Here is an 11879-nt window from a genome sequence, read left to right as displayed (position 1 = left end):
GGCATAAGCGCGTTTTTCTCCGGAACCGTCAAGGCATGGTCAGTCTCCAACAGCCATGCTCAATGACATTCTCTCTCCCTCCGTCGCTCCCGCCAGCGGTGCGAACCAGGCGGAAAACAGCCTGGCCGCACCCGGCGAATTCGCTTATCCGCGGCCGCAGATGGTGCGCGAAAACTGGCAATCGCTGAATGGCACGTGGCGCTTTACCTTCGACAACGAGCGGCGCTACCGCGTGCCCGATGGCGGCATCGGCTGGACGCACGACATCACCGTGCCGTATCCGCCCGAATCGCAGGCCAGCGGCGTGGGCGACCGCGGCTTTCACCGGGTCTGCTGGTACCAGCGCGAATTCCAGCTGCAACCGGGCGGGCCATGCGTGCTGCTGCATTTCGGCGCCGTCGACTACCACGCCAAGGTGTGGCTCAACGGACACGTGGTGGCCAGCCACGAAGGCGGCCACACGCCCTTTGTCGCCAGCATCGGCCACGCGCTGCTGCCGGACGGGCCGCAGGTGCTGACGGTGCGCGTCGAGGACGATCCGCACGACCTGGCCAAGCCGCGCGGCAAGCAGGACTGGCAGCTGCACCCGCATTCCATCTGGTATCCGCGCACTACGGGCATCTGGCAAAGCGTGTGGATCGAGCGCGTGGCGGCCACCTACATCGGCAAGCTGCGCTGGACGCCCGTGTTCGAGGGCTACGAGATCGGCTGCGAAGTCTTTGCCATGGGCGACCTGCAGGAGGACCTTACCGTGGCCGTGCGCATCTGGCATGGCAACAACCTGCTGGCGGACGACCAGTACAAGCTGATCGAGAACGAAGCGAGCCGCAAGATCGCGCTGTCCGATCCCGGCATCGACGATTCGCGCAATGAACTGCTGTGGAGCCCAGAGCGGCCCATCCTGCTCGATGCCGAAGTGACCTTGTGGCACAACGGCGAGCTGCTCGATACGGTCAAGTCGTACACGGCGCTGCGCTCGGTGGCGATCAACCGCGACCGTTTCATGCTCAATGGCCGGCCATATCCGCTGCGCCTGGTGCTCGACCAGGGCTACTGGCCCGATACCCTGCTGGCGGCGCCTTCCGACGACGCCTTGCGGCACGATGTGGAACTGGCCAAGGCCCTGGGGTTCAACGGCGTGCGCAAGCACCAGAAAATCGAAGACCCGCGCTACCTGTACTGGGCCGACCGCCTGGGCCTGCTGGTATGGGAAGAAATGCCATCCACTTACCGGTTTTCCAGCAAGGCCATCACGCGCATGGTGCGTGAATGGACGGACGTGATCGAACGCGACTACAGCCATCCCTGCATCCTCGTCTGGGTGCCGTTCAATGAATCGTGGGGTGTGCCCAACCTGACGGCCATCCAGGCGCACCGCAATGCCGTCGAGGCGCTGTACCACCTGACGCGCACGCTCGACCCGACGCGGCCCGTGATCGGCAACGACGGCTGGGAGGCGTCGGCCACCGACATCCTTGGCATCCACGACTACGACTGCGATCCTGAGCGGCTGCAGGCGCGCTATGCGATCAGCGACTCGGCCCGCACGACCCTGTTCGACCAGCGCCGCCCGGGCGGTCGCATCCTCACGCTCGACGGCTTTCCGCACCGTGGCCAGCCCATCGTCCTGACGGAGTTTGGCGGCATCGCCTTTGACCGTGGGCAGAGCGAACCGGCGGACACCTGGGGCTATGCGCGGGTCGGCAACGAGGCCGCCTTCCTCGATATTTACCGGCGCCTGATGGCGGTCGTGAATACGGCGCAGATGTTCAGCGGCTTTTGCTATACCCAGTTCGCCGACACCTTCCAGGAGGCAAACGGCTTGCTGACGGCGGACCGAACGCCGAAGGCCGCGCTGGAATTGCTCAGCGCGGCCACCCGTAACGTAGCGCTCAGTTGAGGCCAGCCAAAGTCAACTGGGTTACATCGGACCACGCCTTACGGTGCTTGCACGCTGGAAGCGGCGCGCAGGCCCGGCATGGCCAGCTCCACCTGAATCACTCACGATCAAGAGGCAAGCATGGCGGATTTCGATGGCGCGGCCGCGCCATTCCTCTCGTACTGGCAGGCCGGCTACGAAGGCGCCGACCACGTCACGCATGGCGGCCAGGCGCTGGACATGAACCGTGCCACGGGGCACCTGGACAGGGTGCGCGAAGACTATCTGCTGCTGCGCCAGTTCGGCATCCGCAGCGTGCGTGAAAGCATCGGCTGGCGCCTGGCCGAACGCGATGGCCATTTCGACTTTTCCTGCATCGAGGAGCGCGCCGCCGTGGCACAGGAGCTGGGACTGCAGGTCAACTGGACGTTTTGCCACTATGGCTGGCCAGCCGAGCTCGATCTTTTTTCACCTGAATTCGTGCCGCGCTTTGCGCGCTATTGCCGGGCGGCGGCGCAGTTTCTGGCGCCCTACGCGGGGGCCGCGCCCGTGTATTCACCCATCAATGAAATTTCGTTTACCAGCTGGGGACTGTCGGTGCACATGTTCCAGTGCCTGAACATGTACCGGCCGGACGCGGGCTACGAAGGCAAGCGCCAGCTGGTGCGCGCCAGCATCGCCGGCAGCGATGCCATCCGCGCCGTCAGTCCGCAGGCGCGCCTGCTGCAGTGCGACCCGCTGATCCATGTCATCGCGCCGGCGGGGCGCACGGACTGGACCGCGCAGGCGGCCGCCTGGCGTGCCTCGCAGTTCGAGGCTTGGGACATGCTGTGCGGCAGGCAGGCGCCGGAACTGGGCGGCGCGCCGCGCTACCTGGACCTGGTCGGCCTGAACTATTACCACAGCAACCAGTGGGAATGCGGCAGCAACCTGCGCCTGTGGTGGCACCTGGGCGAGCCGCGCCGCATGCCGCTGCACCAGCTGCTGCTCGAAGTGCAGGCGCGCTACCGGCGGCCCTTGCTGCTGGCGGAAACCAGCCATGTGGGCAGCGGGCGCGGCGCCTGGATACGCGAGATGGCGGCCGAGGCGGCGCTGGCCGTGCAGCATGGCGCGTCGCTGCGCGGTATCTGCATCTACCCCGTCATCGACCGGCCCGACTGGGATGATCCCGGCCACTGGCACCGCAGCGGCCTTTGGGATGTCAGCCTGGAAGGCGAGGGCAAGGAGCGGCTGCGGCGCATCCTGTCGCCGCCGTATGCGATGGCGCTGCGCCAGGCGCAGTCGCTGACGGAGCACCTTTGTTCAACGCTTGCCCCATCGGGGCGGAAAGGAACTGGTATGCGCACCATCATCGTCTTTTCCCATTTGCGCTGGAATTTCGTCTATCAGCGTCCCCAGCAACTGCTGTCGCGCCTGGCGCAGTTCTACCATGTGGTCTTTGTCGAGGAGCCCGTCTGGCACGATGGGCCGGGCCGGCTGGATCTGTCCACGCCGGCGCCGAATGTCACCGTATGCCAGCCGCGTACGCCCGTGCAGGCAGCCGGCTTTCATGATGACCAGCTGGCGGCGCTGCAGCCCTTGCTGAGCGAGATCACGCCGGTGGACGACCCCATCGTCTGGTTCTACACGCCGATGGCGCTGCCTTTGCTGCCGGCGCTGCACGCGGGCCTGGTGGTGTACGACTGCATGGACGAACTGGCCGCATTCATGAACGCGCCCAGGCAGCTGCTGCAGCGCGAAACGGCCTTGCTGGCACGGGCCGACCTGGTGTTTGCGGGCGGCCCCAGCCTGTTCGAGGCCAAGCGTGCGCGCCATGCCAACGCCCACTGCTTCGCCAGCAGCGTCGACACCGTGCACTTCGAGCAGGCGCTGGACCGCCACAACGGCCATCCGGCGCAAGCGGAGATCGGCCGGCCCAGGCTGGGCTACTACGGCGTGATCGACGAGCGCTTCGATCCATCGCTGGTGGCCGCGCTGGCCGACGCCCATCCCGAATGGCAAATCGTGCTGGTCGGCCCCATCCTGAAAATCGAGCCGGCCAGCCTGCCGCAGCGGCAGAACATCCATTACCTGGGCCAGCAGCCATACCAGGCCCTGCCGCACTTCCTGGCCGGCTGGGACGTGTGCCTGCTGCCGTTCGCGCGCAACGAGGCCACGCGCTTCATCAGCCCGACCAAGGTACTCGAATACATGGCGGCGCAGCTGCCCATCGTCAGCACCTCGATCGCCGATGTGGCCGTGCCGTACGGCGATATCGTGGCCATCGCCGATACGCCCGGGGAATTTGTCGCCGCCTGCGAGGCGGCACTGGCGGCAAGCCCGGAGCAGCGCGCCGCCATGGCCGCCAGCATGCACGCGGTCGTCTCGGCCACTTCCTGGGATGCGACGGTGGAGAAAATGCATGCGCTGCTGGAAGCGACGCCACCGGCGCAGGGCACGCGCCAGCCGCTGCCTGCCCATGCCGTGCCCGCGGCTGCCGGCGCCAGCATCAATCCGCTGCGCGCCCCAGGTTCGCCGCAGGCCGTGGCTTGCGCCATTATCGGTGCCGGGCCGACCGGCCTGAGCGCCGCCTATCACCTGGGCGCCGATTCCTTGCTGCTCGATAAAAATGCCAGCGTGGGCGGCTGGTGCCGCTCCATCCGCGACCACGGCTTCACGTTCGACCACGCGGGCCACATCATGTTTTCCAATGACAGCTACGTGCTCGACATGTACCGCATCTTGCTGGGCACGAACCTGCACTGGCAAAACCGCGAAGCATGGGTGTACAGCAAGCAGGTGTATACCCGCTACCCGTTCCAGGGGGCGCTGTATGGCTTGCCGCCCGCCGTCATCAAGGAGTGCATCGTCGGCGCCATCGAGGCGCGCCATGGCAAGGCCGTGGCCGCGAACGGCAGTGATGCCGTGCCGCCCGTGGCCGCCTGCGTCGCGCCAGACTGCTGCGCCGATGGCGGTGCCGGCCTGGAGCATGCGCTCGAAGGCGCGGCAGCTGCGGCCGCAGCAAAAGCTGCCGCCGCGCCGCCAAATTTCGAGCAGTTCATCCACCAGGTGTGGGGTGCGGGCATAGCCCGGCATTTTGCCATTCCCTACAACAAGAAACTCTGGACCGTGCCATTGAGCGAGATGGAAACCTCGTGGCTGGGCGGAAGAGTGCCCTTGCCAAACCTGGAGGAAATCATCGAGGGCGCGCTGGAACCTGTCGCCAAGCCCATGGGGCCGAATGCACGCTTCGGCTACCCCTTGCGCGGCGGCTTCCAGGCCTTGATGTCGGGTTTCCTGCCGCACCTGAAAGGCCAGCTGGAACTCAATGCCGAGGTGGCGCAAGTCTTGCCGCGGCAGCATCTCATTGCGCTGGCGGACGGCCGCCGCTTCCGCTACCAGCATCTGCTGAGCACCATGCCCTTGCCGGAACTGGTGCGCCTGATCGGTGACCAGGCGCCGCCGACAGTGCAAGCGGCGGCGCGCGCCTTGCGCCACGTCTCCGTACGCTGTGTCAACCTGGGCGTGGCGCGCGAGCGGATCAGCGACAAGCACTGGATTTACTATCCCGAAGAAACGATTTTCCATCGTATCTTTTTGCAGGGAAATGCGAGCCCCCATTGCAATGCGCCGGGCGGTTTCGGGCTGACCTGTGAAATCACATATTCGCCCTGGAAACCGTTGCCGCTCGATGGGCAAGCCCTGATCGACCGCTGCGTGCGCGACTGCATCGCCGTGGGCCTGTTGCGTGAAGACGATCAGTTGCTGGCTGCCAATCAGGTGGACATGCCATGCGCCTATGTCGTCTACGACCATGCACGTGCCGCCAACGTGGCGCTGGTCAAGCAGTGGCTGGCGGAGCAGGACATCGTGCTGGCAGGCCGCTACAGCGAATGGGAATACTACAATTCCGACCACGCCTTCCTTGCCGGCAAAAAAGCGGCGGAAGCCATCACGCAGTTGTCGGGGCTGCAGCGCAAGATCGCCAGCGTGGAGTAGCGAACGTGGCGCAGGTGATATTAAGCCTGCGACCATGCCGCACTGGACCATGCCCTCTCGCTGCCCTCTTGTTGCACTCCTGTTGCGCTGTCGCTGGCGCGGCAAGAGGGCCGCAGTGAGCGCAGACGCGGGCCGGAGCGCAGACGGCGCGGCAGGCGACATCGTGGCCAGCAGCGTGGGTCTGTAGCGTGAGTCAGCAGTCCAGGCCAGCAGTCCAAGTCAGCAACACAAGCCAGCAACACAAGCCAGCAACACAAGCCAGCAGCCCAAGTCAGCTGCCCAAGTCAGCAGCCCGAGCCAGCTTCGTAAGGCTTCGTAAGTCAGCCTCGTTAGTCAGCCTCGTGGGCCCGCTTCGCAAGGCGGCTGAAAAGACGCGCCAGGATGAAAGGATCGAGCAGCACGATGGGCGAGAAACAGGATTGACAGGATTGCCTGGTGTCAAAGAAAGGAAGATGCCGGCGCACATGCACAGGCAGCCCACCGGACGGCAGCAACCGACAGCAACGTGGCCGGGCAGGAGAGGGGGGGGGAGGGGGGCAGCTGAGGGGACACAGAGGGTGCACAGCGGGGGAACCAGGGCGCAGGCCGCAAGGCATGCCGCAAAGACACAGCTTGCAGCGGCACAGGCGGCAGAGGGGGGAACCAGGAGGTGGGCCGCAAAGCATGCAGCAGGGGCATAGAAATAGGCAGCAGAGGAACGGACAGCAGCAGAACGGACAGCAGAGGAACGGCAGAAGCGGAGCTGGCAGCAGAGGAACGGGCAGCAGCGGAGCCCACAGCAGAGGAACGGGCAGCAGCGGAGTCCGCAGCAGAGGAACGGCCAGATGCGGAGCCGGCAATACAAGGAGCCGGCAATACAATGAGCCGGCAATACAACGACAGGCACAAGGTAGCAGCGGGGGATAGGCGCGGCATGCCGCGCCGCCTCTCCTTACCCTCCGCCGCGTCCGCGCCCGCATCCCTGCTCCTGACCCTCTCGATGCGGGGCGCTTGAAATGCGTCTGGTCTTTATTGCGCGACAGCTGCGCCGCGCAGTGCCCGGCTGCTCCCTTGACGCTTGCGCTCAATAGCGCTGCAACAAGCCGTTGACCACTTTGACGCGGTCGCCGATCTGGTACGTGGGCTGGGAATTTTGCATGATGGCGCGCGTCGTGCCATCGTCCAGGCGCAGGGTGACGCGGTACATCATGCTGCCCGAGGTGCTGCCCGCCGTGCCCGAGCTGCCGGCCTGTGTTTCGCCACTGCCCTGGTCCATGCCGCGCGGCACGGTATCGATGGACTGCACGGTGGCCGATGCAATCGATACGCCCGACTGGCTGCCATCCATGCTCATGGCATTGTTGGCCGTGGCGGTGCGCGCGTCGGCGCTGCCGCTCGTGTCGCCGCTGTTTGTGCTGTTGCTCATGGTGCTGCTGGTCGTGGTGGCGGTGCTGCCGGTGCGGTCCATGCTGCCGGTGCTACCCATTCTATTCGTGCCGGCGGTGCTGCCCGAGCTGCCGCTGTTGCTGGTCGCGCTGCCGCTCTGGCCGGTGCCTGCCGTATTGCTGTAGCTTTCGCCACTGCGCGAGGCGGTGGTGCCGTTCGGGTTGGTTGAGTTGCAAGCACCCAATAACATGCACAGCAAGCCTGCCAGGATCGTGGTTCCTTTTGCTTTCATCTTGTTCTCCTCTGAATGTGACGATAGGTGGAGGTCCGCAGGCATGCCGGACGTGGCCGTGATTACTGCTAGTAAGAGGGTGGTAATGGAGGGATGTTCGCGGCTTGTTATTTCCCATTGAGCTACATCAAGCGTATAAATTGTCGAGCTTGGTATAAAAGACACTCTTGCATAAAACGTTTTGAGCCCCGGCGCTTCCGTGCCGTTGTTTCCTTGCTGTTTATCCCAGGAGAAAAAATGTCTTCAGTTTCCGCAAGCGCCCGTCTGATCGACGAATTGGTCAGCGCCGTGTATGGCGCCCCCGAGGCGGCGCACGATGCGCGTGCCCGGCATGGCCTGAAACATGCGTTGCATGCGCTGGCCAGGCTTTCCCGTTCAGAACAATTGCTGGAGATGAAACGCGATGCGGCACGCGCTGCGGGCGTGGACAGTCGCCGCGAGATGCGTGCGGTGTTGCGGCGCATCGCCGCGCATGCCGCCGCAGGACAAGGACAGCTGAGCCTTGAGCTGAGCGGCGGTGACGGCGCTGGCCAGTGATCAGGACGGCATGAACTTGAGGGTGGCGGCAACCATCTTCGGCCACAGGAAGGTCAGCAGCAGTGACACGACCATCGCCGCCGCGATATCGACAAGCCAGTCGTGCACGGAGCCATGGCGGTACGAGAGAAAACTCTGGATGAATTCGTCCAGCGCGCCCATGGCGACCACCATCAGTACGGACAGCAGCGCGCGGCGCGCCACGCCGCCGCTGATGCCGCTGAACAGCATCAGGGCCAGCACGCCATAGCCGAACGAGTGCAGCACGCCGCCCGACGCATATTGCCCGACGTCGGCGCGGATGCCCGGAATATCGCCAATCAGGATCACCAGCAGGTACAGCACCAGTGCCGTGCGGAAGCGCAGGCGTTCGTAACGGTCGGCAAAACACAGGGCAAGCAGCGTGGCGGGCATGGTACGTGAGCGGGATGGGAAAGGCGATAACAATACCATGGGCGTGGCAGCGGCCTGTGTTATTGCGCAAGAGGCTGGCTCATAGGCAAAAAAAAGGCCCGCGGGGGCGCGGGCCAAAAACCCAAATGAAATGGGTCAAGAGTTGAGCGTTGCGGGCCATGGCGTGCGCCTTGCCGGCGCGCGCCACAGTCATGAAAGGGGAGTGGTGTGCCATGGCGGCACACCTGTCTGTAGTCAGGCATATCGGTTACCTGTACAGCAGATGAAGCAAGTATAGGGGGCGAACATGACGGGTTCATGACACACCGCAATATTTTTTTCGTGGTGCGGACAATGCGGGGAAAAATCACCCGGCATGGCAAGAATGGCCATGTTTCAGCTGTGACAGCAAAAAAAAAGCCCGCTGGTGAAAGCGGGCTTAAAACTATTTTCTTGGAGGAGAATAGTGGAGACAGGTGCATTATGCTGCGTCGCACGATATGTGTCTAATGGTCTTTTCAGATATCCATTATCGTTTTTTTATATAACTGCCTTCTTCTGCCTCTATTCCTGCACGGCCACCGTGTAGTTCAGCGCCATGCGTCCGCCATCGACATAGATGGTCTGGCCCGTCATGTAGGTGGCGTCGTCGCTGGCCAGGAAGGCGGCGATACCGGCCACTTCTTCCGGCTCGCCGCAGCGGCCCAGCGGTGTGCGCGACAGGATGGTATGGCGCGCTTGCGGACTCGACAAGACCGCCTGCTTGGCCAGTTCCGTCAGGATGGTGCCCGGACCGATGCCGTTCACGCGCACGCCGTGCGGCGCCAGGTTCAGGGCCATGACCTTGGTCAGCTGGTTGATGGCGCCTTTCGACACCACATACGGCACCTGGTTCGGGATGGCCAGCTCCGCATTGACGCTGGACATGTTGATGATGCAGCCGCTGTTGCGCTTGACCATGTCGCGCGCCACGGCCTGGCCGCACAGGAACATCGATTTCAGGTTGATGCGCATGACGCGGTCGAAATCGTCTTCGCAGACGTCGAGGAAATCGGCCGCGTGCGTGACGCCCGCGTTGTTGACGAGGATATCGACGTGGCCGAACTGCGCCAGGGTTTCCTTCAGCATGGCATCGACGTCCGCTTTCTGGCTGACGTCGGCGCAAAAGAAGCGCGCCTGCGGGCCCAGCGCGGCGGCCGCCTGCGCGCCTTCTTCCTTGATGTCGACCAGCATCACCTGCGCGCCTTCGGCGATCAGGCGGCTGGCGCAGGCCAGGCCGATGCCTTGCGTGGCGCCAGTGACGATGGCGGTTTTGTTGATCAGTTTCATGTGTTCTCCTCGGCGGTAATAGGGGCCGCGCTGCCCACCCACCAGCCTGCGCGGCAATGGCAGATTTTAATCCCTGGGCGGACTTCAGAGGAGGATAGGTTCATTCGGCAACTGGTTGCCGCGCGTGCCATCGGCGGGGAAGTGGCTTTGCAGCAAGGTATTGAGCTGCGCCAGCGCTTCCAGGGTGCTGTCATGGTAATTGCCTTCCTTGAACCCCTTGGTCATGGTACGGCAGACGGCTTGCCATTGCTCCGGCGTCACGCGCCGGCCCACGTGGCGGTCGGCCACGATATCGACCTGGTGTTCGGCCAGGTTGATGTAGATGAGCACGCCAACATTGTCTTCCGTATCCCACACGCCGTACTGGGCAAACAGTTCGCGCGCCCGCTCGCGGTTGCTCACGCCCTGGTACGCCATGCCCGGCGTCAGTGCCGCTTCGACGATCAGGCGCACTTCCGCCTGGTGCATCTTTTCACCGTCGGCAATGGTTGCCTCGATGGCTTTCAGGGTGCGTTCCGGAAAGGCCTGGCGCGCCGTCGCCGGCGTGCCGCGCAAATGTTTCAAGGCCCGTCCGCAGCGTTGTCCGAATGTCAGTTGTTTCGTCATTACCAATCTCCCGAGGCGCCGCCGCCGTCAAAACCGCCGCCGCCGCCACCGAAACCACCGCCGCCACCGCCGCCAAAACCACCTCCACCACCGAAGCCGCCACCGCCGCCCCGGTTGTTCAGCGCCTGGCTGAGAATGCTGCCCAGCACCACGCCCGTGGCGCCGCTGGACCAGTTGCTGCCGCGCTGCAGCCGCGTCGGTCCGCCACGCGAACGGAACAGGGTCAGCACGACGAGAAAGCCGAAGAACAGCAGCGGCAGCCAGAAGGTCATGCCGCCTGCTTGCACGCTGGCTGGCACTTGCTGCTGGGCAGGGGCGGGGAATTGCTCCTGGTTCAGGAGGGTGGCGATCGCCCCCACGCCAGCGACCAGGCCGCCATAGAAATCATTCTGCTTGAAATGCGGGGCGATCACGTCTTGCAGGATGCGTTTCGATTGCGCATCCGTCAGCACGCCCTGCACGCCACGGCCCGCCTCGATGCGCAGGCGGCGCAGGGCAGGCGGGTTGTCTTTTGCTACCATCAGCAGCACGCCGTCATCGACGCCCTTGCGGCCCAGCTTCCAGGCATCCGTCACGCGGATGCTGTACTGCTCGATGGCTTCCGGTTCCGTGCTCTTGACCAGCAGCACGGCGATCTGGCTGCCCGTCTTGGCTTCGTAGTCGGCCAGCACGCCTTCCAGCGCCGCCTTTTGCTTGGCGTCCAGCATGCCGGCATCGTCCGTCACGCGCGCCGCCAGCGGCGGCACGGGCTGCAAGCCCTGTGCGCCTGCCGGCGGCATCGTCCACAGCAGCAGCGCCGTCGCCAGCGCCGCCAGATAAGACCAGGCTTTCATCTTATTTGCCAAAGTCGACGGTTGGTGCGGTCGAGATGGCTTTTTCATTTTCCACCGTGAACGATGGCTTGACCTTGTAGCCGAAAATCATGGCCGTCAGGTTGTTCGGGAAGCTGCGCGCATGCACGTTGTAGTCCTGCACGGCGGCAATGTAACGCTGGCGCGCCACGGTGATGCGGTTTTCCGTGCCTTCCAGCTGCGACTGCAGGTCGCGGAAACTGGTGTCGGCTTTCAGGTCAGGGTATTTCTCGGACACCACCATCAGGCGCGACAGGGCCGACGACAGCTGCCCCTGCACTTGCTGGAATTTCTCGAAGGCGGCCGGGTCGTTCAGCACTTCGGGCGTGATCTGGAAACTGGTGGCGGCGGCGCGCGCCTTGGTCACCGCTTCCAGGGTTTCGCGTTCATGCGTGGCATAGCCCTTGACGGTATTGACCAGGTTGGGGATCAGGTCGGCACGGCGCTGGTACTGGTTGACCACTTCGCCCCAGGCGGCCTTGGTTGCCTCGTCCTTGCTCTGGAAGTCGTTGTAGCCGCAGCCAGTGAGGATGCCGGCCAGGACAGTAACGCTCAGCGCCAGGCGCAGCCATTTGGTGAATTGATTGGTGATTTGCATGATGGGTTCCGTGCAGAGTAAGGGAGGTGAGGCAAATATACCTGAAACGGC

9 protein-coding genes are annotated in these 11879 nt (G+C 64.2%); 3 read left to right on the top strand and 6 right to left on the bottom strand.

Annotated features, from left to right (window positions below; all coding sequences use genetic code 11):
* Positions 1-160 precede the first annotated feature (160 nt).
* Together ACQ4WR_RS08130 and ACQ4WR_RS08125 are read left to right on the top strand one after the other, a co-directional pair.
* A complete protein-coding gene (locus tag ACQ4WR_RS08130; RefSeq protein WP_436486787.1) occupies positions 161-1900 on the top strand; it encodes a glycoside hydrolase family 2 protein in 1740 nt (579 codons plus the stop codon).
* Between the two features lie 120 nt (positions 1901-2020).
* On the top strand, positions 2021-5857 hold the full coding sequence (locus ACQ4WR_RS08125) for an NAD(P)-binding protein (protein ID WP_436486495.1): 3837 nt from the start codon (positions 2021-2023) through the stop codon (positions 5855-5857).
* 1063 nt (positions 5858-6920) lie between these two features.
* On the opposite strand, the gene ACQ4WR_RS08120 is transcribed toward ACQ4WR_RS08125, so the two are convergent.
* Complete coding sequence (locus ACQ4WR_RS08120; RefSeq protein WP_436486493.1) at positions 6921-7514, bottom strand: hypothetical protein; 594 nt, start codon at positions 7512-7514, stop codon at positions 6921-6923.
* A 237-nt stretch (positions 7515-7751) separates the two neighbouring features.
* On the opposite strand from ACQ4WR_RS08120, the gene ACQ4WR_RS08115 reads away from it, so the two are divergent.
* Positions 7752-8051, top strand: a complete 300-nt coding sequence (locus ACQ4WR_RS08115) for a hypothetical protein (RefSeq protein ID WP_146012408.1) — start codon at positions 7752-7754, stop codon at positions 8049-8051.
* On the opposite strand, the gene ACQ4WR_RS08110 is transcribed toward ACQ4WR_RS08115, so the two are convergent.
* The 5 genes from ACQ4WR_RS08110 to ACQ4WR_RS08090 form a co-directional block, all read right to left on the bottom strand.
* Positions 8052-8465: a VanZ family protein gene (locus tag ACQ4WR_RS08110; RefSeq protein WP_258003017.1), complete on the bottom strand. Its 414-nt coding sequence runs from the start codon at positions 8463-8465 to the stop codon at positions 8052-8054.
* 543 nt (positions 8466-9008) lie between these two features.
* Positions 9009-9773 carry an SDR family NAD(P)-dependent oxidoreductase gene (locus ACQ4WR_RS08105; protein WP_102295370.1) on the bottom strand — a complete coding sequence of 255 codons (765 nt, stop codon included), beginning with the start codon at positions 9771-9773 and terminating at the stop codon, positions 9009-9011.
* Positions 9774-9857: 84 nt separating this feature from the next.
* Positions 9858-10379: a TPM domain-containing protein gene (locus ACQ4WR_RS08100; protein ID WP_102295372.1), complete on the bottom strand. Its 522-nt coding sequence runs from the start codon at positions 10377-10379 to the stop codon at positions 9858-9860.
* Entirely contained in the window at positions 10379-11212 is an 834-nt protein-coding gene (locus ACQ4WR_RS08095) for a TPM domain-containing protein (RefSeq protein ID WP_102295374.1), read from the bottom strand. The genes ACQ4WR_RS08100 and ACQ4WR_RS08095 overlap by 1 nt, the downstream gene beginning before the upstream one ends.
* 1 nt (position 11213) lies before the next feature.
* Positions 11214-11828, bottom strand: a complete 615-nt coding sequence (locus tag ACQ4WR_RS08090; RefSeq protein WP_102295375.1) for a LemA family protein — start codon at positions 11826-11828, stop codon at positions 11214-11216.
* Positions 11829-11879 lie beyond the last annotated feature (51 nt).

The organism is Janthinobacterium amylolyticum (genome assembly GCF_051380655.1).
GTDB lineage: Bacteria > Pseudomonadota > Gammaproteobacteria > Burkholderiales > Burkholderiaceae_D > Janthinobacterium.
The sequence above is the reverse complement of the archived record's forward strand: the minus strand, read 5'-3'. Positions and strand labels throughout refer to the sequence as shown.

What these genes read in the sequence shown, in the direction of transcription:
- ACQ4WR_RS08130 (WP_436486787.1), top strand. Translation starts at nt 161, where the DNA reads ATGGTGCGCGAAAACTGGCAATCGCTGAATGGCACGTGGCGCTTTACC.
- ACQ4WR_RS08125 (WP_436486495.1), top strand. Translation starts at nt 2,021, where the DNA reads ATGGCGGATTTCGATGGCGCGGCCGCGCCATTCCTCTCGTACTGGCAG.
- ACQ4WR_RS08120 (WP_436486493.1), bottom strand. Translation starts at nt 7,514, where the DNA reads ATGAAAGCAAAAGGAACCACGATCCTGGCAGGCTTGCTGTGCATGTTA.
- ACQ4WR_RS08115 (WP_146012408.1), top strand. Translation starts at nt 7,752, where the DNA reads ATGTCTTCAGTTTCCGCAAGCGCCCGTCTGATCGACGAATTGGTCAGC.
- ACQ4WR_RS08110 (WP_258003017.1), bottom strand. Translation starts at nt 8,465, where the DNA reads ATGCCCGCCACGCTGCTTGCCCTGTGTTTTGCCGACCGTTACGAACGC.
- ACQ4WR_RS08105 (WP_102295370.1), bottom strand. Translation starts at nt 9,773, where the DNA reads ATGAAACTGATCAACAAAACCGCCATCGTCACTGGCGCCACGCAAGGC.
- ACQ4WR_RS08100 (WP_102295372.1), bottom strand. Translation starts at nt 10,379, where the DNA reads ATGACGAAACAACTGACATTCGGACAACGCTGCGGACGGGCCTTGAAA.
- ACQ4WR_RS08095 (WP_102295374.1), bottom strand. Translation starts at nt 11,212, where the DNA reads ATGAAAGCCTGGTCTTATCTGGCGGCGCTGGCGACGGCGCTGCTGCTG.
- ACQ4WR_RS08090 (WP_102295375.1), bottom strand. Translation starts at nt 11,828, where the DNA reads ATGCAAATCACCAATCAATTCACCAAATGGCTGCGCCTGGCGCTGAGC.